At 37.2% G+C, this 21898-nt stretch carries 26 protein-coding genes and 2 pseudogenes; 19 read left to right on the top strand and 9 right to left on the bottom strand.

Annotated features, from left to right (window positions below; translation table 11 throughout):
- From HMPREF2542_RS09830 to HMPREF2542_RS08925, 3 genes and pseudogenes are all read right to left on the bottom strand, one after another.
- On the bottom strand, positions 1–345 hold the full coding sequence (locus HMPREF2542_RS09830; protein WP_070484739.1) for a hypothetical protein: 345 nt from the start codon (positions 343–345) through the stop codon (positions 1–3).
- Positions 346–356: 11 nt separating this feature from the next.
- Positions 357–453, bottom strand: a pseudogene (locus HMPREF2542_RS09825) (helix-turn-helix domain-containing protein); the annotation flags it as partial.
- Positions 454–705: 252 nt separating this feature from the next.
- A complete protein-coding gene (locus tag HMPREF2542_RS08925; protein ID WP_070484737.1) occupies positions 706–1365 on the bottom strand; it encodes a helix-turn-helix domain-containing protein in 660 nt (219 codons plus the stop codon).
- Positions 1366–1525: 160 nt separating this feature from the next.
- On the opposite strand from HMPREF2542_RS08925, the gene HMPREF2542_RS08920 reads away from it, so the two are divergent.
- The 17 genes and pseudogenes from HMPREF2542_RS08920 (at position 1526) to HMPREF2542_RS08855 (ending at position 9950) form a co-directional block, all read left to right on the top strand.
- Positions 1526–1729: a helix-turn-helix domain-containing protein gene (locus HMPREF2542_RS08920; protein WP_070484735.1), complete on the top strand. Its 204-nt coding sequence runs from the start codon at positions 1526–1528 to the stop codon at positions 1727–1729.
- A 13-nt stretch (positions 1730–1742) separates the two neighbouring features.
- Complete coding sequence (locus HMPREF2542_RS08915; protein ID WP_070484733.1) at positions 1743–2360, top strand: Rha family transcriptional regulator; 618 nt, start codon at positions 1743–1745, stop codon at positions 2358–2360.
- A 4-nt stretch (positions 2361–2364) separates the two neighbouring features.
- Entirely contained in the window at positions 2365–2532 is a 168-nt protein-coding gene (locus HMPREF2542_RS09975) for a hypothetical protein (RefSeq protein WP_162885573.1), read from the top strand.
- A gap of 342 nt (positions 2533–2874) precedes the next feature.
- On the top strand, positions 2875–3153 hold the full coding sequence (locus HMPREF2542_RS08910) for a hypothetical protein (protein WP_070484731.1): 279 nt from the start codon (positions 2875–2877) through the stop codon (positions 3151–3153).
- A complete protein-coding gene (locus tag HMPREF2542_RS09970; RefSeq protein WP_003027795.1) occupies positions 3150–3326 on the top strand; it encodes a hypothetical protein in 177 nt (58 codons plus the stop codon). Before HMPREF2542_RS08910 ends, HMPREF2542_RS09970 begins: the two co-directional genes overlap by 4 nt.
- On the top strand, positions 3316–3552 hold the full coding sequence (locus tag HMPREF2542_RS08905) for a hypothetical protein (RefSeq protein WP_070484729.1): 237 nt from the start codon (positions 3316–3318) through the stop codon (positions 3550–3552). The genes HMPREF2542_RS09970 and HMPREF2542_RS08905 overlap by 11 nt, the downstream gene beginning before the upstream one ends.
- Entirely contained in the window at positions 3549–3899 is a 351-nt protein-coding gene (locus tag HMPREF2542_RS08900) for a hypothetical protein (RefSeq protein ID WP_070484727.1), read from the top strand. Before HMPREF2542_RS08905 ends, HMPREF2542_RS08900 begins: the two co-directional genes overlap by 4 nt.
- Positions 3880–4161: a hypothetical protein gene (locus tag HMPREF2542_RS08895; protein ID WP_016670425.1), complete on the top strand. Its 282-nt coding sequence runs from the start codon at positions 3880–3882 to the stop codon at positions 4159–4161. Before HMPREF2542_RS08900 ends, HMPREF2542_RS08895 begins: the two co-directional genes overlap by 20 nt.
- Positions 4162–4163: 2 nt before the next feature.
- Positions 4164–4517 carry a phage head completion protein gene (locus tag HMPREF2542_RS08890; protein ID WP_070484725.1) on the top strand — a complete coding sequence of 118 codons (354 nt, stop codon included), beginning with the start codon at positions 4164–4166 and terminating at the stop codon, positions 4515–4517.
- 31 nt (positions 4518–4548) lie between these two features.
- Entirely contained in the window at positions 4549–5355 is an 807-nt protein-coding gene (locus tag HMPREF2542_RS08885) for a DnaD domain protein (protein ID WP_070484723.1), read from the top strand.
- 15 nt (positions 5356–5370) lie between these two features.
- Entirely contained in the window at positions 5371–6198 is an 828-nt protein-coding gene (locus HMPREF2542_RS08880; protein WP_070484721.1) for an ATP-binding protein, read from the top strand.
- Positions 6199–6928: 730 nt separating this feature from the next.
- A complete protein-coding gene (locus HMPREF2542_RS08875) occupies positions 6929–7357 on the top strand; it encodes an ArpU family phage packaging/lysis transcriptional regulator (protein ID WP_083278810.1) in 429 nt (142 codons plus the stop codon).
- A gap of 290 nt (positions 7358–7647) precedes the next feature.
- Positions 7648–7761 (top strand): annotated as a pseudogene (locus tag HMPREF2542_RS10225) (phage terminase small subunit P27 family); the annotation flags it as partial.
- Between the two features lie 140 nt (positions 7762–7901).
- The gene (locus HMPREF2542_RS08870; RefSeq protein WP_003038349.1) at positions 7902–8093 is read left to right on the top strand and encodes a type II toxin-antitoxin system HicA family toxin; all 192 of its coding nucleotides are present in this window, start codon (positions 7902–7904) and stop codon (positions 8091–8093) included.
- Positions 8094–8129: 36 nt separating this feature from the next.
- A complete protein-coding gene (locus HMPREF2542_RS08865) occupies positions 8130–8510 on the top strand; it encodes a type II toxin-antitoxin system HicB family antitoxin (protein ID WP_039677787.1) in 381 nt (126 codons plus the stop codon).
- A gap of 544 nt (positions 8511–9054) precedes the next feature.
- Entirely contained in the window at positions 9055–9495 is a 441-nt protein-coding gene (locus tag HMPREF2542_RS08860) for a LytTR family DNA-binding domain-containing protein (RefSeq protein WP_058669959.1), read from the top strand.
- Complete coding sequence (locus tag HMPREF2542_RS08855) at positions 9492–9950, top strand: DUF3021 domain-containing protein (protein WP_003071509.1); 459 nt, start codon at positions 9492–9494, stop codon at positions 9948–9950. The genes HMPREF2542_RS08860 and HMPREF2542_RS08855 overlap by 4 nt, the downstream gene beginning before the upstream one ends.
- Before the next feature lie 140 nt (positions 9951–10090).
- Here HMPREF2542_RS08855 and mutS read toward each other — a convergent pair whose 3' ends face one another.
- Both mutS and argR read right to left on the bottom strand, forming a co-directional pair.
- Positions 10091–12649, bottom strand: coding sequence for a DNA mismatch repair protein MutS (mutS, locus tag HMPREF2542_RS08850; RefSeq protein ID WP_058669960.1), 2559 nt, complete (start codon positions 12647–12649; stop codon positions 10091–10093).
- A gap of 162 nt (positions 12650–12811) precedes the next feature.
- Positions 12812–13252, bottom strand: a complete 441-nt coding sequence (gene argR / locus HMPREF2542_RS08845) for an arginine repressor (protein WP_003071513.1) — start codon at positions 13250–13252, stop codon at positions 12812–12814.
- Positions 13253–13355: 103 nt separating this feature from the next.
- Here argR and argS point away from each other — a divergent pair, with 103 nt between their 5' ends.
- Complete coding sequence (gene argS, locus HMPREF2542_RS08840) at positions 13356–15044, top strand: arginine--tRNA ligase (RefSeq protein ID WP_058669961.1); 1689 nt, start codon at positions 13356–13358, stop codon at positions 15042–15044.
- 51 nt (positions 15045–15095) lie between these two features.
- On the opposite strand, the gene nrdI is transcribed toward argS, so the two are convergent.
- The 4 genes from nrdI to malQ all read right to left on the bottom strand — a co-directional run bounded on the left by nrdI (position 15096) and on the right by malQ (position 20235).
- A complete protein-coding gene (nrdI, locus tag HMPREF2542_RS08835) occupies positions 15096–15551 on the bottom strand; it encodes a class Ib ribonucleoside-diphosphate reductase assembly flavoprotein NrdI (RefSeq protein WP_058669962.1) in 456 nt (151 codons plus the stop codon).
- Between the two features lie 75 nt (positions 15552–15626).
- Positions 15627–16136, bottom strand: coding sequence for an ABC transporter permease (locus tag HMPREF2542_RS08830; RefSeq protein ID WP_037598377.1), 510 nt, complete (start codon positions 16134–16136; stop codon positions 15627–15629).
- Between the two features lie 286 nt (positions 16137–16422).
- Positions 16423–18684 carry a glycogen/starch/alpha-glucan family phosphorylase gene (gene glgP / locus HMPREF2542_RS08825; RefSeq protein ID WP_058669963.1) on the bottom strand — a complete coding sequence of 754 codons (2262 nt, stop codon included), beginning with the start codon at positions 18682–18684 and terminating at the stop codon, positions 16423–16425.
- Between the two features lie 27 nt (positions 18685–18711).
- Positions 18712–20235, bottom strand: a complete 1524-nt coding sequence (gene malQ, locus HMPREF2542_RS08820; protein ID WP_058669964.1) for a 4-alpha-glucanotransferase — start codon at positions 20233–20235, stop codon at positions 18712–18714.
- Between the two features lie 327 nt (positions 20236–20562).
- On the opposite strand from malQ, the gene HMPREF2542_RS08815 reads away from it, so the two are divergent.
- Entirely contained in the window at positions 20563–21825 is a 1263-nt protein-coding gene (locus HMPREF2542_RS08815; protein ID WP_037598374.1) for an extracellular solute-binding protein, read from the top strand.
- The last annotated feature ends 73 nt before the right edge of the window (positions 21826–21898 follow it).

The following is a 21898-nucleotide window of genomic DNA, read 5'->3' as shown; positions in this document are numbered from 1 at the left end:
CTACTCAAGCCCTTTGAAACTATCTAAAATTTTATCTTTTGAGTCTGGGTGATGAAATCTAGTTGATAACAATTGATATTGGACAATATTTCTAAAAAGAGCTAGCTCTATCTTGTCTCTTAGTATTTCAAAAATATCATCGAAATCATTTTCACCATTATTTTCAAGTAATTCGAGTACTTCAATAGCTTTATTTTTATTGTATCGTCCATTAAGAGAGTCAGCAACCTTTTTATATGTTTTGATTTTTTCAGAAATTTTTTCAAAATATTCTTTTCTGGTCTTATCCGGATTGCTATAATCTCCGTTAAAAAAGATATATTCTTCAAGATCTGCTGCGTCCATGAGGTCAATAACTTCATACCCCAACAGATATCCAACACTTACTCCGAAGTAGTCAGCAAGTAGCTGGGCTTTTTCTGGTTTAATTTGACTTTCTCCGTTTTCCCAACGTTGGGAAATTTAGTAGTCGTTGGTGGCTTTCTGAACTCCGAGCGAACGCCGAGAAATCACGCGCAGAATATGAAAAAGCATGAATTTTTGAAGATTTCAAAAGCTAGAAAAACCAGTGCTTACAAGTCTTTCAATGGTTTTAAGTTATTTGGGTTCATGTTGACAAAAGTTGACATTTTTCAGGGTATAACATACCAAAAAACTAGGAAAACTTATATTTCAGTTTTTCAAGATAGTAACAAATGAAAATTTTTAAAAAGGTAACTCAAATTTGCAATCAACAATTTTTGAACTAACAATAATTTGAATATCTTCGCTTAAAAGCTGGTCAACATGTCCTGAAGAATTTTTTGCAAAAACAAATTCTTCTTTGAATTCTTGTATTAAATACTCTTTTATATTTTTACCAACTACTTGAAGTAAATCGTTTGTAAAAATATTTTGGAAATTGCTAGGTAATTTAGTGAATTTATCATAAGTTTCTTTGTTTTGTTTCTTCAAAAAAACTTTCACTGTGACAATCTCTACTTGCTGATAGTTACGCTTAATTTCCTCAATATCAACAAGATTATCTGGCTTATTAGTGTTTATATGAAATTCAAGGTCCACTTTATACTCTAGTGTAGCAACCGGTCTATCTCTATCTAAGATTTTAACAAAAGTAAATATATCTCCACTGTCTTCGTCGCTAAAATATTTTATCTCATAATCTATTGGAGAATAATCAAAAAAATCGTCCGAAGTAACCCCTAAAGTGTTACAGATTTTATTAACAGTTTCATAATCAACTTGTTTTGATCTATTTGAAGTAATCTTAGAAATTGTTGATTGTGCAATTCCCGTATCACTTGCTAAACGCGCACCACTCATTGACCTTTCAGCCAATAGTATAGCCAATCTATTTATTAACATAATACCACCTCTTTTTATTTATTATAGCGCACACGCTAATAAAAGTAAAATATAAAATAATAATTTAAGTGTTGACAATATACTTTATATGGTGTATTATATCATTAAATTAGTCATTACGCTATAATGATTGGTTGACCAAAAATAATAAGGAGCGCCTATGCTAAAAAATAACTTACTAATTGTTTTTGCTGAAAAAAAGACTAATGCTAGTAAAGTTTCCAATGAAACAGGTATAGCTGAGTCTACAATTTCAAACTTAACAAACAACAAAACTGACGTAAAGCTTTCTACCCTTATCAAGCTTTGTAACGCTTTAAAAGTTCGTTTGTCTGATTTAATTGAATTTTCACCAGAAGAATAGAAAGGAGCAACCAATGAACCTAGTTTATATGGACGGCAAGAAAGAGCCGTACACCACAAGCGAGATCATCGCTGAATGTGCTGAGGTTACTCATCACACAATACAAGAGCTTTTAAGAAAGCATAAAGCTGATTTTGAAAGCTATGGAATTATCGCATTTAAAATGCGTAAATTAGACGGCAGAGGACGACCAATGAAAATCTATCGCCTGAACGAACAACAGGCAACCTTGCTGATCACTTACCTAAAAAATACCGAACCCGTTAGAGCTTTTAAGAAAGCTCTAGTCAAAGCATTCTTTGAAATGCGGGATGAGCTAACTCAGTTTAAGCTGCAGCGTGCTTTAGAGAAGCCAAAGCGCAAGACTTTACATGACAGCATTGAGAACTGGGGACAAAAACCAAAACACGCGCATAGCACTATCACAAATCTTTTGCTAAAAGGCACTAGCGGTATGAATAAGCGCCAACTTATGGCAGCGCGTGGTGGCTATAATGGCATTGATAGCCTAACCAGTACCGAGCTAGCCAGATATCAAGACTTAGAGGATATGGCTATTGCTATGATTAAGCTAGGCATGACTTATCAGGAAATAAAATCCATGGTCTTTAGACCACAACAAGGAGGATAAAAAAATGTATCTATCAAACGAACAAGAAAAAGCTCATCTATACGCTATGATCGACCTTGCAGACAATGCTATTTTACAAGGTGATAAAAAACAAGCACTAACTAGCCTTTATTTTATCAAAACAGGGCTTGAAAATATTTTAAAAGACAACGATAACTTGAAAGCTGAATAAGCAGCAAACGCTAGAATCGATTTTAAGCTGATTTTCGCCAATAAGATATAGATAAAATCAACTTGAAATGTCTCAAGGGTATAATTATACCCCTAACCGTTTCAACTGCTCAAAACGCCTATTAGAGTGTTTAAAAACAGAATAAAACAAAAAGGCTTAACCAACCGACCAAGTAGGAAGCCTTTCACACAAATACTAAAACAATACAGCAGGCAAGCCGTAAGGGTTTTAGTAAAGATTTATAGCTAGATTATACCATATCTAGGACATTTCGACCATACGGAGGGCGCTAACCCTTAAAAAGGGCATAAATACAAGAAAATTTAAACGAGGTAAAACACCATGACGAAAACAACAACAGTATTATTGAGCACTGAAAAACTAATCGACTTAGGTAGTGAACTAACTGACATCATGAACAGCTTAGAAATGAATAACTTAACTCTAGAAGCCTTAGAGATAACGCAAAAAGTGGATACAGCGACCTTTAACTGGATAGCTAAGAAATATATTGAGACTGCTTATGCACAAAACGAAAAACTTTACCAAAGACTAGACAAAATTGCCTTTCTGCTATTAAACAATGACAAACCCAAGGAACTGGAGGCATTAAACAAATGAGCGAACTACTAGGCGCAATTTTAACGCTACTACTTTTCTTTCTTGCTGGTATTTGTACTCAACTGTTTAATGCTTGGGCGATTGCTTACAAGCGGAGGGGCTATATCACTAAAAAGCAACTCAGAAAAATTGAAAAATGGCTAGAGGTTATGGAGGCAGAACATGGCAGATAAAAAAGAGTTTGACCTTGCAAATGAAAGAGCTAAGAACTTTGGTATTTGGCTAGAAGAAGCCTATCAGACTATGCTAGATTTCTCCCTAGAAAATAAATTTGATTGCTACAATGCCGAGGAACAAAAGCAATTAGAACAAGTTTTAGAGACTTTGATGGATTTTTGTGATATGTGGGAGAAAGGCCAGATTATCCTAGTCAGCGAAGAAAGAGAGATGAGCAAATGACACAAACTACATTACCAGAAAACTATAAGCGTGTGCTGAAACTTATAAAAGTAGGCGCTGAAAACCCAACTACAGGATCGGAGATAGGGCTTATTTTGAAACTAGATGAACGAACGGTACAAAGTATTATCAGTCGCTTAATCACGAGCTACGGCGTTCCTATTATCGGTATCAGACACGGCTTTAATCGAGGTTATTTTATACCTGCGGATAAGTCAGAACTGCTAGACGGTGCAAAGGCTTTTTACAACCAAGTACAGAAAGAACAAAAGCGTCTAAGTGTACTGTTAAATGCCGACCTTGTAAGTTATAAGGAGTTGTTAGATTATGGCGTTACTAAGCAATGAAACAGAAACAAGCCTAAAAATGGAACTGCTGGAAACAGTCGACAAATACCTTAAGACACGGGATAAGGCGCTACCTCATATCACAGGACTTATGACAGCCCAGCAGGTTATGACTGAGTTAGACATAAAATATAAGACCCTGCAGCGCTGGGAAAAGGCAGGGCTAAGACGATATCAGCCACCACTAGAGGACACTCGAAAAGTGTTTTACAGGGTGAGTGATATATTGCTATTTTTAGGAGTAAACAATGAAAGGTGGTAAAAATGAATACTAGAAAAATGAACACACGCATTACAATCTTTGAGAAAATCGGAGAGCAAAACGAAGACGGAGAAGTCATTGACGGCATCCGTAAAGATGTTTATAGCTGCTGGGCAGAAGTGTCCAAAACTTCTATCAAAGATTTTAAAGCAGCTAACAAAGCATATACGAACGGTCAGAATTCTTTGGAATCAGTTCAGGATATAAAAGTATTCCTTATCCGTTATATTCCTAAGGTTCCATTTGATAACCCTATGTACCTTGAATTTAATGGATTTGAATATCACATTGTAGAAATAGAAATTGATTATGCCAGTAAAGAAATCATCATGATTAAGGCCGTTAGGATTTCATGATGGGGAAGAAAGACAGAAAGGAATTGATAGAATGGCAAAAACTAAAATCTATTTTTGGCTGAAAGTTGATAAAAAGTTTTTTGATAATATTTTTATAAAACGGCTTAAAAACATGCCTGGCGGCTATACTATGACGGTTATTTATATCCGTTTAATGCTGGAAAGTTTGGAAAGTGATTGTATATTGTACTACGAGGGATACTTTAACGAGTTAACCGAAGAACTAGCCTTAAAGTTAGATGTTTCCGAAGACGATATACAAATGACTATGGCCTATTTTACAAAATGCGGTCTAATCCAAATAGACGGGGATAAAAACGCTGAATTACTTCAAGCTAAAGCTATGATACAGCAAGAAACTGATCAAGCTGCTTACATGCGAGAATATCGCAAAAATAAACGTTTAAAAATAGGCAAATCTTACAACGTAAGAAATAAACCTAACAACGTTGAAAAGTGTAAGACAGAGATAGAGATAGAGAAAGAGATAGAGATAGAGTTAGAAGAAGAAGCAGAGATAGAGAAAAAAGATTCTTCTGCTGCTGAAATCTCTAACTACTACCAATCACGTATAGGAGTTATGGACGGACAACAGTATCAAATCTTAACCGAATATCTCGCTCTTGACGGTATGGAGCTAGAAGTTATCAAGACTGCCATAGACAAGGCTGCAGATAACAGCAAGCGATCTTTTAGCTATATCAATTCAATACTCAAGAACTGGAGACAAAACGGTATTAAGACAATGGTACAAGTGGAGGATGAGCAGAAACAGTTTCAGCAAAAGAAACAGGGTGGGTCTGATGACGATATTCAAGATCCGTTCATCTACTCCTAATAGAAAGGCTAAAAGATGGAATTATTAAGTACAGAACAGCTAAACGAAAAGACTAAGGTAATTGATGAGCTTTGTCCGACCCATCAGATTAATCTGGTACAGTTCGAAAAACCTGACGGGACTTATCTTGCTCCTTATTGTCAGGAATGTATGCGAGAAAAGATTAAACAAGATGAACTAGACGGCATAGAAAAAGCCCTAGGGTATGATTTATATCATTCAACCTATGATGTGCTAGCGCGTGAAAGTACAGTCTCAAATGAGCTGGGAAAAGCCACTTTTAGCACGTTCAAAACAACCACCAAAGAGGAACACGAGGCCAAAGAATTTGCTATCAAGCAAGCTAACCAGTATCTAAACGGTATGACGGGAAACACGCTAATTATGGGCAAGCCAGGCACTGGAAAAAGTCATTTGTGCTACTCTATGGCTAAAACCATCAACGAGGGCTACAAGGCTACAAGTGAACCTAAGAGCGTCCTCTTTGTCAGTATTGCTGAAATTATCACGCGCATTCAGTCAGGTTGGCAATATAAACAAAGTGATTTTACAGAGTATGACGCCCTGAAATTGCTGACTGAGGTTGATTATCTCTTTATTGATGATCTGGGCACAGAAAGCATTATGAACAGCCGGAAAGATGAAGCGAACAACTGGATACAGACTTTTCTTTTTAAGGTTTTTGACAAGCGGGAAACAACTATCATTAACACTAATCACAACGGAAAAGAGTTGGCTAGAATCTATAATGACAAGCTAATCAGTCGGATTGGGAAGCAGTCAGAGGGGAATGTGTTCACTATGACAGACATAACAGATAAACGAATGAAGCGGAATTTTTAACCAGAGAAAGTGAGGAAGCTATGACAGAGCCAAGTATACTTTGAACAGGCAGATCACGTACTGGAAGAACTCAATCGTAAACATAGTGACTTCATGGCCGATACAACACCGATAGAACTTGTAGATATGCCTAAACTGATTGAACTAGGCTAGAAGCTCTAGACAGAAGACACCAGCATAAACGCCTATGAGTTATACAAACATCCTGAAGCGCGTGTAAAATTATTCGCCCAAATCGCAGAAGCCTACTTCTTGCTGATTGCAGATAGTGCGCCGATACCAGTACAGTCAACACAAGCGTAGCGGATTCATTTTTGCGAGTACCTAGAAAGGAAATTTTAAAACATCATCAAGAAATTAATTGCAGGTACAGACAAGCAAGCTTTAGAGTCTTTACTTGAAGCCTTGCAGCTGCCAAAGGAAAAACAAAAACAGTTTATCCATGATGTGGTAGTAAGTGGTTTACTCAATGAATAATACAACAAAGAGGCGCGTGCCTCTTTTATTGTTTAGCTAGACTTGAAAAGCAAGCGGGCTTTTGGTAAGGTATTGAATATAAGATCTAACAAGATAGCGCGTGATTGAACAAAGAACGAACAAAGAGAAAATAACTATTTGAGTCATGGATAATCCAAAGAACACGCGCAGAAAATAGCAAAAAAAGCCAGCTTGTGCTAGCTCCTTTTGGTAAATATTTGATAGTACTATTATACCACAGGAGATATTAAACATGCTGGAATTGTTTAGAGAGATTGACGAAAAAGCAACTCAAGCCAAGGCTAAAAAGATTTTACAGACTTATCGTCGTTTGTGTCGAATTGCTGGGAGTGAATACACTTTGCGGAGCGCCAGTGCTTTTTCAGACCAACCACGTAGCAAGAACAATCAGCCAAGCAAAGGACTTGAAACCTTTGTAGTAAAAAGGCTAGACGCAGAAAGGGAGAAAGCAGAGATAGACAATGCTATTAGTTTGCTTTCTAGTGATGTGTACAAAGAAATATTGATTAGAAGATTTTGCAAAGCAAGACAGTGTAGCAATATCTGTATATACATGGAATTAGACTTGTCTGAATCGGAATTTTACAGAGAACAAAGCAAGGCATTATTAGAGTTTGCGGAATGGTATAAAGCTGGTGAATTGCTTGTGTTTAAACCTTAAGTAACAGGTTGAAACAGTATTTATACAAACCAAGATACAGGGGCTATTTGCCCCTATTTTTTTGAACGGGGTGGGGGTTATTCGGAATAAAAGAACGCTGCCCTCTTCTGTGCAAAAAATTCCCTTTTTGAAATTTTTGAATGCAATAGGAAAGAGAGAATAATTTTTAAAACACCCCCGCCCCACCTTTTGCGCAAGGAGAGCCGCGACAAGGTGTCTTCTTACGTCGCACGCCGATTTTTCAGATTTTTAAGGGGTGTCATGGAGCCAGAGTTAGGAGGTGAGTTCGCTTGGTTAAAAATCCTTATTATCGGCAGAACAAAGGGCGTTTACCCAGCGACCCGCCGAACTACTTGGGAAAGGTAGCTAGCGAGGTTTGGCGCAAAATCGTTCCGTTTTTAGAACCTTATTATCAATCTATAGCCAAATGCTAAACTACAGTATTTTAGATATGATATGCTATCAGTTAAAAAACTTTTTCTTTCCACTTGTTTTTTATGCGCATAATGTGTATAATAGAAAATGTAAGGAGGTAACATGCACTATGCCACTTACAGGAAAAGAAATGGCAAAGCTAGCCGAGAAAAACGGTTGGGTAGAAATCCGACAGAACGGCAGCCATCACCATTTCAAACATGAAGATTTTGATTATATAGTGACTATCCCAATCCATGGAAACAAGGATTTAGGAAGAGGGCTAGAAAGCAAAATCCTGAAAGATTTGGGGCTGAAATAATCCCCCTTATCTTTCATTTTTTGGAGGTAACAGACTATGTTAAAATCATATCCAGCAATTTTTCATAAAGAGGAAGACGGTTCTTATTGGGTAGAATTTCCAGAGTTTGGAGGAGGCACACAAGGGGCAAATGTTGAAGAAGCCTTAAAAAATGCCCGTGAAATGCTTGAGAGTCTTTTAGCTACTTACATAGACGAAGGATTATATATACCAAAACCTAGCGACATCATGACTTTAACTGTTAACGACGGCTTTGTTAGTATGATACAAGCAGACCCTACCCCGTTTATTCGCAACAATAAAGCCGTTAGAAAGAATGTGACTGTCCCTGAATGGCTAGTAAGATTAGCGGATCGTGAAAAAGTAAATTATTCTGAGGTGCTAACTCAAGCCCTAGAAACAAAGTTACAAGCCTAGACACAGCCAGCATGCGCAGCAACAGAAATGCGCGTGATGACATGGTATAATAATCTTATCAGCAAGGCTACAAGCAACTTAAAAGCGTAGCTATTCACTACGCCAGTTCTTGCCTGCTAAACTCATATTGTAAATGACCTGTAAAGGTCTTTTTTTGTTCACCTTTTTGTGGACTTTTAAGGATTTTCTAACAACTTCTAATACTACATAATATTGATAAAACCCAGTAATACCAATGGTTAAGAGCTGCTAATGAGTTGTAAAACTATCTATTTCCTAGTTCTATAATTTTTGACATAGTTTTCTCCGTAATTATTCTAGCTACTATTATAACATAAAGCCGTTTTTCAATCAGAACTCTAGTACGAAAAGAATTGTAATTACTCCTTCGCAAAACAACCAAATAGACAGGCAAAGCAACCACTTAGGCAAAAGCTCTTGTTTTCCTAGCTAAAATAATGTTTAATAGACTTAGGAAAAACGAATCCTCCTTGCAACGAAAGTCAGCAGCAGGCAAGATACAATCTAGAAAGAAGGGATGTTTATGAAAGTTCAATTGCATATTGATGAAAAATTTTCAGAAGAAAAGGTTGTCATTGAAGCACCAGCTTTATCGGATGCTATTCAACAGTTGCTGGTTTTCACTCAACATCTCGGTAGCACTAAAACCATTCGAGCCAAAAAAGAGGAGGAGATTTACCTATTAGATACTGCTGAAATTCAGAGAATTTACACTGAAAACCGCCAAGTTTGGGTTGAAACAGCGACAGACACTTATCTCTTAGGGCTTCCACTTTATCAAGTTTTGGAATTGTTTCCCACTGATTTTCTACAGATTTCCCAATCTGAAATCATTAACATCAAACATATCGATCATCTGAAATTGACTGGTAGTGGTCTGATTCAGATTGCAATGAAAAACGGTCAGATAACTTATTCATCTCGCCGTTATCTCAAAGTCATAAAGGAGAAATTACGGATATGAAAAAAACATTATTCAGAGATGCTCTAGGAGGTACTGTAATCGGGCTACTCCTATCTACCATCTATTCTTACTTTTTTGCTCCTGTCTATCATCCACTTAATCCTTATTCAGCAGTTGGTCTTTGGATGGAACAGCACCATATTCATGAAGCTTTAGTTGTGCTCTATTGCGCAGTGATCTGGAGCTTTATTGGCTTGCTCTTTAGCCTAGGAAAAGAGCTTTTCAAAAAAGATTGGAGCATCCTCAAAGCAACTATCTGCCATTATGGACTTATGATTTTAGGATTTATTCCTCTAGCTCTTCTAGCCGGCTGGTTCCCAAGCAAACCCATTTTTATCTTACAGTTGATTTTGGAATTTACTATTGTTTATCTCATCCTGTGGGCAATCTTGTTTTATCTAACCAAAAAGAAAATTGAACAAATCAACAATGGATTGAAGAAACAGAATCAATAGTAAAGAAATAACCACCAAGTGAATTCTTGGTGGTTATTTTAGCTTATTCTGCTATATATCAATACAAAACCCTACCTACTTTAATAGTAACTGAACAAAAAAACAGGAATTTATTTTAGGCATTTGCATAGTTGTATCTATCAGAGATGTTTTTTCATCTCAGCTACAGCCAGCATCACTTCCATTGGGGTCATGTTGTAGATGTCCAACTGACGTAACTTTTCTAAAACAGGGGATTCAGTTGTTTCTGTGAATAAAGATATCTGCTCAGATACTTGATTTTCCTTGCTATCATTAGCTCCTTTATTAGAAGTATTGAGAGACGGTTTCTCATTTGCTTGTTCTTCTAATCGTGTTAAGATCTGGTCTGCTCTCATCAGCAAATCATTTGGTAAACCTGCAATTTTTGCCACATGAATCCCATAAGATTTATCCGCAGGACCAGCTTCAATCTTATGAAGGAAGGTCACTTGCCCATCTTTTTCTAAAGTTGCTACATGAACATTTTCTAACTGTGTCAAGCTAGTTGACAAGTCTGTCAACTCATGATAGTGTGTGGCAAAAAGGGTCTTTGCCCCTGTTCGATTGTGGATATATTCAATAATCGCTTGAGCTAGAGCCATCCCATCATACGTCGCTGTCCCTCTTCCCAACTCATCAAAAAGAATAAGAGAGTGCTCTGTTGCTTGAGAAATAGCATGATTTGCTTCCATCATTTCTACCATAAAGGTTGATTGTCCAGATACCAAGTCATCTGCCGCACCAATTCGAGTGAAGATGGCATCAAAAATTGGTAATTGAGCACTCTCAGCTGAAACATAGGAACCCATTTGAGCCATAATAACAATAATCGCTAATTGACGCATATAGGTTGACTTCCCACTCATATTTGGACCTGTAATTAGCTGAACGTTGACATTTTCATCCATTGAAATGCTATTAGGAATATAGGTTTGTGCACCCATGACCTTTTCTACAACCGCATGCCGTCCCTTATCAATTTCAATGGAAGGACGTTCAATAAATTCTGGGCGTACAAAGCGTTGCTTTTCAGCAACTGCTGCAAAACTTTGTAATACATCAATCGTTGCCAGAGTTTGTGCCAAGGATTGCAGACGCTTGATATATTTGCCAGCTTCTTCACGAATACGCATAAAAATCTCATATTCTAAATTAGCAGATTTTTCACGCGCTTCCAACATTTCGCCTTCAATACGAGCCAATTCCTCTGTACCAAATCGTTCTGAATTTTTCAACATTGCTTTTCGGAAAAAGTGGCTAGGTACGTGCTCCAACTGTGAATTAGTAACATGGAAATAATAACCATCTTTTTTATTGTAATCAATTTTTAGATTATTAATCCCACTAGCCGCCCTTTCTTTCGCTTCGATATCAGCAATCCAGCTCGTACCATCTCGCATAACCACTCGATACTTATCTAAGGTTTCATCAAAACCAGTTTGAATGATATTCCCTTCAGTAATAACATTTGGAGCATCGGGAGAAATTGCCGACTGAATCAAGTTTGCCAATTCTGGAATGTCATCCAAGTTTTCAATCAACTGTCCCAAAACAGGATGATCAATTCCTTGTAAAATCCCCTTAATCTGAGGGACATTACTCAATGTTGCCGCCAACTGCAATAAATCTTTCGGATTGGTCTTTCCAAACGAAACACGACTGGCTAAACGCTCAATGTCATACACACCTTTGAGACTATCTGCTAAATCACTGCGCTCAAAAAAATAATCTAGAAATACCTGCACGACATCCTGCCGCTTAAGGATTCGCTCTTTGTCAATCAAGGGCTGCTGAATCCATCTTCTTAAAAGTCGCGTTCCCATAGCTGTCTTGGTCTCATCCATCAGCCAATACAGACTACCGTGCTTCTTTCCTGTACGTGCATTCTCTGTTAAATCCAGACTTGCCATGGTTGCATAATCCATCTGTAAGAAATCCTTGATTTCATAATGATGAACTCGCTTTAAGTGACTAAGCTCACGCAGCTGCGTCTGATGAACATATTCTAACAGTTTCCCAGCTACTTGATGTTCTAAGCGAGACAATTCATCCCCTAATAGCTGAACATCTTCAAAAGCAGTTCCCACCTGTGATAATAACAAATTCATTTGATTTGCCAACACTTGGTGCTCTGATTCAGGTAATTCATATCCTAAGACCACTTCACGCGCTCGCAGGTTCCGAATTTCTCCACAGACCATGTTAAATTCACTAAGACTTGTGACCTGAAATTCACCTGTAACCAAGTCCATGTAAGCCAGCCCATATAAATTTTCTAGTTTATCTAAAGCTACCAAGAAATTATTTTGACTATCTGGTTTTGAAGAATCAACGACTGTCCCCGGTGTGATGACTTGTACCACCTCACGTTTGACTACACCAACTGCTTTTTTAGGATCTTCCACCTGCTCTGCAATCGCTACTTTATAGCCCGATTCAATTAAAACATCAATATACTGTTGCACCGAATGGTAGGGAACTCCTGCCATCGGGATTGGATTTTCCGAATTTTTATTACGGCTAGTCAGAGCAATTTCTAAAATCTGTGCTGCATTGATCGCATCTTCATAGAATAATTCATAAAAATCTCCCATGCGAAATAGCAAAAAAGCATCCGGATAATCTTTTTTTATATCTAAATACTGTTGCATTCCCGGAGATAGTTTTTCTTTTGTCATTCTCAGCCTTTCCGTTTATTAAATAGCAATGAGAGTCGGACAGAAATTAAATATTTCGGAGACACTTAATTTCGTCATCCCACTCACACTACATCTTGTCATTAGAACTATATAAATAAAGGAAGCTGAGCGCTTCTATCTCAGCTTCATCATCTTCTCCTCTTAATCCATTTTCTCAAGGAGCTGCTCTTCCATTTGTTTCGCAGCTGCTGTATCACGACAGATCACTAAGAGCGTGTTGGCTCCTGCTACCGTTCCTAAAATCAACTCTCCTTTATTAGCATCCACGAAGTTAGCTAAAATAGAAGCGTCTCCTAAGCGTGTATGAAGAACCAAGGAAAATTCAGCCCGAGAAACTCCCTGCAAATGATAAGATAAGAATTCAACCAGATCAATCTTGTTTGTTTCATCCGCTAAAACATAATAAACTTCATGGTTTTTCTTGGCTTTCGTCAAGCCAATTTCTCGTAAATCTCGAGAGAGGGTTGTTTGTGTGACAATAACTCCTTGTACTTTCAAACGATCCTGAATATCTTTCTGTGTACTTAGTTTCTCTTCCTTAATTATTTTCTTGATCAGTTTATGACGCTCAGTTTTTTTCATTTTATCCTCAACAATGTATATTTATACTTTAAATTATATCAAAAAAATTGAAGATTCGTCAAAAAATATGTTAAAATACTAGTAAAAGACCAAAGGAGAAACCATGAATAATAAACAATTGATTGCAAGCGAATTGGCTAAGGTCATTGACAGCTTAGACCAAGATGCTATTTTTAATTTACTAGAACAACCAAAAAGCTCAGAGTTAGGCGATATTGCCTTTCCTGCCTTCTCTTTAGCAAAAGTAGAACGTAAAGCTCCTCAAATCATTGCTACAGATATTGCAGAAAAGATTGATACGACAAACTTTGAAAAAGTGGTAGCAACAGGTCCTTATGTAAACTTCTTTCTTGATAAATCAAGAATTTCAGCTCAAGTTATTAAAGAAATTGTAAAAGAAGGAAATAACTACGGGCAACAAGATGAGGGGCATGGAGAAAACATCACAATTGACCTCTCCAGTCCTAACATTGCAAAACCCTTTTCAGTTGGTCATTTGCGCTCCACCGTTATCGGAGATGCTCTCTCTAATATTTTCCGTAAACTAGGCTACAACACCATTAAAATCAACCACTTGGGTGACTGGGGAAAACAATTCGGCCTTTTAATGGTGGCTTATAAAAAATGGGGCAGCAAAGAAGCCGTCGAAGCAAATCCAATTGATGAATTACTGAAACTGTACGTTCGTATCAATGCGGAAATCGAAACAGATCCTGAGCTTGATGACGAAGGTCGCCTCTGGTTCAAAAAACTAGAAGACGGTGATCCTGAAGCTACTGAATTATGGCAATGGTTCCGCGACGAAAGCCTGAAAGAATTTAACCGTATCTACAAATTGCTTGGCGTTGAATTCGATAGTCTGGCTGGTGAAGCCTTCTATAATGACAAGATGGACGAAGGAATTAAGCTCCTTGAAGAAAAAGGATTGCTAGAAGAATCTAAAGGAGCAAGCATCGTCAATCTTGATGATGTCAACCTTCCGCCAGCTATGATTAAAAAATCTGATGGTGCGACTCTCTACATTACTCGTGATATTGCTACAGCTATGTACCGCGCCCGTACTTATAACTTCGTCAAAAATGTTTATGCTGTGGGTCAAGAACAAGCGAACCACTTTAGACAATTGAAAGCTGTTTTAAAGAAAATGGGATTCGGCTGGAGCGACGATATGATTCATGTAGACTTTGGTTTGGTGACAAAGAACCGTCAAAAATTGTCTACACGTAAAGGTAATATCATTCTGCTTGAACCAACCCTTCAAGAAGCTATCAGTCGTGCGAAGAACCAAATTGAAGCTAAAAATCCTGATCTTGAAAACAAAGATACTGTTGCTCGTGCTGTCGGTGTGGGAGCTGTCAAATTCTACGATTTAAAAACAGACCGCCGCAACGGTTACGACTTTGATTTGGAAGCAATGGTGTCCTTTGAAGGAGAAACAGGTCCATATATCCAATACGCTTATGCGCGTATCCAATCCATCCTTCGCAAAGCTGATTTTAAGCCAAGTGTTGAAGCAACATATAGCCTTAAAGATGCTGAAAGCTGGGAAATCATTAAACTGCTGCAAGATTTCGCCCGTGTTGTTAAACGTGCAGCTGACAATTATGATCCATCACTCATTGCAAAATATGCTATCAGCCTTGCACAAGCATTCAACAAGTTCTACGCTCATACGCGTATTTTGGACGAAAGTCCTGAACGTGACAGCCGCTTAGCTCTCAGCTATGCAACAGCTGTTGTTCTAAAAGAAGCTCTTCGTCTTCTCGGTGTTGATGCTCCAGAAAAAATGTAATTATTTTAATGGTATCATAAAAACCTATCGATATATCGATAGGTTTTTGTCTTATAGCCCGTATAATTCTTCGATTTTTAGACCAATTCGTTTAATATCTTCATCCAAGCCACGAAGCTCAAATGTATCTAAGACTGGAAAGCCAAATCGTTCTGAATATTGTTTAGCTGTTAAACAATATTGGTGGTTAAAATTACGATTACCACTGCCAACAATGCCAAAACAACGCTTATAATTTTCTTCAAAAGCAATAAAATCACCTAAATCATTGGTAAGAATTTCGATATCGCCATTGTCCAGACCATTTCCACCTTCTAAGTAAGTTGGCAAAAAAGCTATAAAAGGCTGAGACATGGCGTAAAATGGTCGTCCTGCTTTCACCATATCTTTTATATCCACTTGCTCAATCTCAACGCTTTCATGTCTCTCTTGCAAAAATGCAGATAAGCGTTTGATAAAACTCGCTGTATTTCCACTCAAACTAATATAAACTAAGGAAATTTTCATAGTTTCTCTCTTTCTAAAATTAAAACATATCTATCATTCTCTTAAAATTTTAAGCTGATAGATATGTTTTGTCAACTATTGCAATTCTTTTTTTGCTAAGTCTTGTTGCTGCCGTTTCATCTTGAAAAAGACAATAACAAGGAAAAGAATATTAAAAGCAAAATAGATAATAGTCAGAATTCTTGTCGATGAAATTGCTGTAGCACGCATCGTTTGATCTTGATAAAGATAGTTTAGCGGCATCCCACCTACGTAATTGTAAATTGTTCCAATAATTCCTAATAATACATAGGCAATATAGGCAAAATTAGCGTATAAAATGTTTTTCTTAACAATGAAAACAACAGCAGCTATCAACAACAGAATAGAAAGGATAGTTAATAATTTATGGGGACCATTATGAAGAAAGACAAGACTCTTTTCAGTCACTTTCACTATTTGTTTTACAACTGTTTCAGATAAACCTTTGTAGGAACTTGTATTCGTTATTTTTTCACTACCAAAAAAAGTTCCTATGAATGTAAACGATGATAAAATGGCTGATACCGTCAGCAATACATATAAATAAATTGGTCGTTTTTTCACAATAAGCCTCCTGCTTAAAAGAGTTTTCAGTTTTATTTATTATAACGTAAGCAGTAAAAAAAGGCAACAAAAATAAACAAAGTTACAAAAAATGTCATTCTGCTTATACTAGGAGTCTGGGACAATATCAAACTACTCTTGTTGATATACGAGCAGGCTAGTAAGTGATCGCTCAAAGCGTTGCTTTGTGGTTTCGTCTTATTCCCTTTTTTGCCTTACACTTATCAGAATAAGAAGAAATGAAAGCCACATAAATAAAAAATCTGGGAAAATCCCAGATTTTAAACTAAGCGTTCAAATGCCAAATTTCATTGTTATATTGGGCAATGGTACGGTCTGCTGAGAAGAAGCCTGCTTTTGCAATGTTAATCAGAACTTTTTCAAGCCAAACATCACGGTCCTCATAATCCTTAAACATACGTTCTTTCGTTTTGATATAATCTTCTAAGTCAAGAAGCGTCATGAACCAATCTTTATGAATCAATTCATTATAGAGACGTTCTAAGCGTTCTTTCTTACCAACTGCGAGAACTGTATCACTAACAATGAAATCAACCAACGGTTTGATTGCTTCACGAGCATAGAAATCTGATGATTTGTACGCTTCTTTCGCATACAGATCAATAACCGTTTCAGAATCTTCACCAAAGATGTAGATATTGTCTTGGCCTACCAATTCAGCAATCTCTACATTAGCGCCATCCATAGTACCAAGTGTCAATGCACCATTCAACATGAATTTCATGTTACCAGTACCTGAAGCTTCTTTAGAAGCAAGAGAGATCTGCTCAGAAATATCACCAGCTGCAATTAAGAAGCTAGCTGCAGTAACATTGTAATTTTCAACCATGACGACTTGCAAATATGGAGAAACTTCTGGGTCGTTAGCTATCACCTCTGACAAGCAAAGAATCAAATGGATAATATCTTGAGCAATTGTGTATGCTGGAGCAGCTTTACCACCAAAGAAGACTGTAATTGGACGTGCAGGAATATTCCCAGCCTTGATGTCCAAATATTTGTGAATGACATAAAGAGCGTTCATTTGTTGGCGTTTGTATTCGTGAAGACGTTTGATTTGGATATCAAAAATTGATTCAGGATTAATTTCAATACCTTGGTGCTCTTTCAAGTGACGAGCCAATTTCCGTTTGTTGTGAGCTTTGATTTTTTCAAGTTCAGCTTTTACATCAGCCTTGTCAGAAAAATCAAGTAAATCTTCTAATTTTGAAGCATCATGATGCCAATCACGCCCAATCAAGCTATCGATATAATTTGATAAACGTGGGTTTGCATGCATGAGCCAACGACGGAACGTAATACCATTTGTCTTATTGTTGAATTTTTCTGGATAAACATCGTAGAAAGCTTTAAGCTCTGAGTTCTTCAAAATTTCTGTATGAAGTGCTGCAACACCATTTACACTATATCCATAGTGAATATCCATGTGCGCCATGTGTACTCGATTGTTTTCATCAATAATTTGAACAGCCGGATCTGCATATTCTGCTTTTACACGTTTATCCAATTCTTTGATAATTGGAACCAAGTGTGGAACAACTTCTTCCAAGAATTCAAGCGGCCATTTTTCCAATGCTTCTGCAAGAATAGTATGGTTTGTATAAGCAGTCATATTACGAACGATTGAGATTGCTTCATCAAGCTCAATCCCACGTGCAGTCAAGAGACGAATCAACTCAGGAATGACCATTGATGGGTGAGTATCATTAATTTGCACAACTGCGTAGTCAGCCAAGTCATGAAGATTGCTCCCTTTTTCAATCGCTTCATCAAGAATCAATTGCGCACCATTTGATACCATGAAGTATTGTTGGAAGATACGAAGCAATTCACCTTGCTTATTACTATCATCTGGGTAAAGGAATAGAGTCAAATTACGAGCGATATCTGTCTTATCAAAGTCAATCCCATCTTCAATGATACTTGCATCAACTGAGTCAAGATCGAACAGACGAAGGCGGTTTTTAGTAGCCGTCTTGTAACCAGGCACATCAATATCATAAAGAGTTGATGTTAATGTAAAATTAGCAAATGGTACTTGATAGCTACGGCTTGATTTTACCAACCAATTTTGTTCAGTTAGCCAGAAGTTTGGAACTGTTGTTTGCTCATTATTTTTCAAGACTTGTTGGAACAAACCAAAGTGATAATTTAGTCCAACACCATCTCCATTCAAACCAAGAGTCGCAATTGAATCAAGGAAACAAGCAGCCAGACGTCCCAAACCGCCATTTCCAAGTGAAGGTTCTAATTCTACTTCTTCAACTTCAATTAGATCTTTACCAGCGTCTGCTAACTCTTTTTTAACATTGTCATAAAGGCCAAGGTTAATTAGGTTGTTTGACAAAAGTTTCCCAATCAAAAACTCGGCAGAAATATAGTAAAGCTTCTTTTTACCAGTATTAACTGACTTTTGTGCACTAGCTAATTTTGTATAGTTTAAAAGGGCAATATACAATTCTTCATTGCTACATTCAGCAATTCCTTTTTGATAATTTTTCTTAATATATTCTTGTAAGTTTGACATTTTTTCTCCTAGACTAGAAAACAAACACTAGAGTTCATTTTCATGATTTAATAATTTTTTATTTACACGACGATATGTTTTCGTCAAGCTATATAACTCTGCTTCAACCACAGGATTCAATTCATCTGCTGTCATACGCCAGGACCAATTTCCACCAATAGTTGATGGATAGTTCATGCGAGCTGAACCGTCTAATTCAAGTAAATCTTGCATGGTTGCAATTGCCATAAAGCTGACAGAAGAAAAGATAGTCCGTAACATTGCATGAGGTACTGTTTCATATTCCTTACGATTGGTGTATTGAGCCATATATTCACGTGTAGCATCATCAATTTCATCGCGATACCAACCAAGAACAGTATTATTATCGTGCGTACCTGTATACATGACAGAATTGTTAGGTGCTAAGTGTGGACTATCAATGCTTTCGCTGTCTGGATTAAAAGCAAATTGAGTCACTTTCATACCAGGGAAGCCTGTCTTTTCACGTAAAGCAATCACTTCATCGGTCATAAAGCCCAAGTCTTCAGCAATAATATTCAGATCACCTAACTCTTCTTTCACTGCTTTAAACAAAGCATAGTCAGGTCCCTTAACCCATTTACCAGGAGCTGCTGTATCGGAACTAGCAGGGATTTCCCAGTAAGATTCAAATCCACGGAAATGATCAATACGCACTACATCATAAATCTTGAAGCTTTCACGTAGGCGTTTAATCCACCAACTATAACCATCTTTATCCATTGCTTTCCAGTCATAAATTGGGTTCCCCCAGAGTTGGCCAGTTGCAGAAAATTCATCTGGTGGGCATCCCGCTACGCATGTAGGCTGCCCTAGCTCATCTGTTTTAAAGAAGTGTGGTTGTGCCCAAACATCACAGCTATCAGCTGCTACATAGATTGGCATATCGCCGACAATTTCAATGTAATGTTCATTGGCATACGCTTTTAATTCTAACCATTGTTTAAAGAAAAGATACTGCGTTACACGATGATAAGTCAATCTGTCAGCTAATTTTTCACGATAATGAGCTAAACTAGCTGCTTCACGACGCCGAAGAGCCACATCTGGCCATTCAGTCCAAGCTTTCAAGTCAAAATATTCTTTAATCGCCATGTATTCAACAAATACTTCAAGCCATGATGAATTGTCAGCCACAAATTTTTCATAGGCTGCCAAATCTCCACATTCTAAGAAACGTTTCACAGCTTTTTCCAAAACAGGTCTGCGATTGTTAAACACTTTCGCATAATCTACTTTTCTTGGATCCTGACCAAAGTCTAACCCTTCAAGATCACTTTGCACAAGCAATCCTTCTTCAATCAATCGATCAAAATCAATAAAATGTGTATTTCCCGCAAATGCAGAGAAAGATTGATATGGAGAATCTCCATAACTAGTTGTTCCTAGTGGCAATATTTGCCAGTAACGTTGCTTAGTTCTCACCAGAAAATCGACAAAATCGTAAGCACTTTTCCCAAATGAACCAATTCCATATTTTCCTGGCAGAGAAGAAATATGCATGAGAACACCACTTTGACGCTCTTTCATCTTTTTCACCTCAATAAATTTTTCTGTTAAATTTTGCATTCATTTAACGAAAACGTTTGCGTTGATTTGATTATAACTTAATTCCAAAATGGACGCAACCATTTTTCTGCTTTTTTTATTATTTTTTAAAATATTTTGGACAATCCTCTCCTTTTCTTCTATATTTTGTCAACATTTTTGAGTGAGAAATAAAAAATTTTTAAGATTTTTAAAAAAAGTGTTGCAACCGTTTTCTATTTATGGTATACTAATCTCAGTTTAAGAAAACGTTTGCGTAAACTAATTAAATTATTATCTTATTATTTTATTCTTTAGGAGGAATAAATCATGAAACATAAAGTGTTGAAAAGTGTTGCAGTTCTTGGAACTGTAGGATTAGCTAGTTTGTTACTAGTAGCTTGCGGTAGCAAAAATAATAAATCAGCTTCTTCTGGTGATGGTAAAAACCTCACTATTTACGTAGAAAAACAATACGAAAAATATGTAAAGAAAGCAGCTGAAGCTTTTGAAAAAGAAAGTGGAACAAAAGTTACTATTAAAACTGGCGACCAACTTAAAGGTCTTGAAAATCTTTCACTTGACAACCAATCTGGCAAGGCTCCAGACGTTATGATGTCTCCATATGACCGCGTAGGTAGTCTCGGTTCAGACGGCCAACTTTCAGAAGTGAAACTTGACAAAGGTTCAATGACTGATGACACAACAAAAGCACTCGTAACTACAAAAGGTAAGACTTATGGCGCACCTGCTGTTATCGAAACATTAGTAATGTACTACAATAAAGACCTTGTTTCTAAAGCACCTACTACTTTTGCTGAATTAGAAGAACTTGCAAAAGACAGCAAATATGCTTTTGCAAACGAAAATGGCAAAACAACTGGTTTCCTTGCTGACTGGACAAACTTCTACTACACTTATGGTCTGTTAGCTGGTAATGGTGGATATGTCTTTGGTAAGAACGGTACCGATCCTAAAGACATTGGACTTGCAAATGACGGTTCTATCAAAGGTGTTGAATACGCTAAAACTTGGTATGCAAAATGGCCAAAAGGAATGCAAGATACTAAAGGTGCCGCAAACTTAATTCAAACTCAATTCCAATCAGGTAAAACAGCTGCTATCATTGAAGGCCCTTGGAAAGCCGCATCATTCAAAGAAGCTAAAGTGAACTATGGTGTTGCCACTATTCCTACACTTCCAAATGGTAAAAACTATCAAACCTTTGGTGGTGGTAAAGCTTGGGTCATCCCTGCAGGATCTAAAAATGCCAAAACAGCTCAAAAGTTTGTTAACTTCTTGACTTCGACTGAACAACAAAAAGCTTTCTATGATGCTACAAACGAAGTACCTGCAAACACAGAGGCTCGTAAATACGCTGAAGGAAAGAATGATGAATTGACTTCAGCTGTTATTAAACAATTCCAATCTGCTCAACCTATGCCAAATATCTCTGAAATGAGTACTGTATGGGATCCAGCAGCAAGTATGCTCTTTGATGCTGTAAGTGGTAAAAAAGATACTAAAACCGCTGTAAATGATGCCGTTAAATTGATTAAAGATACTATCAATCAAAAATTTGGTAAAAAATAAAACAGATTGAGGTAGGATAGAACTCGATTGGCAGCACCAGTCGAGTTCTATATTTTAGACAAAGGAGGCTCTG

Origin of the sequence: Streptococcus sp. HMSC034B05 (assembly GCF_001809055.1) — a bacterium.
Taxonomy (GTDB): domain Bacteria; phylum Bacillota; class Bacilli; order Lactobacillales; family Streptococcaceae; genus Streptococcus; species Streptococcus constellatus.
This window is presented reverse-complemented; position numbering and strand designations above follow the sequence as displayed.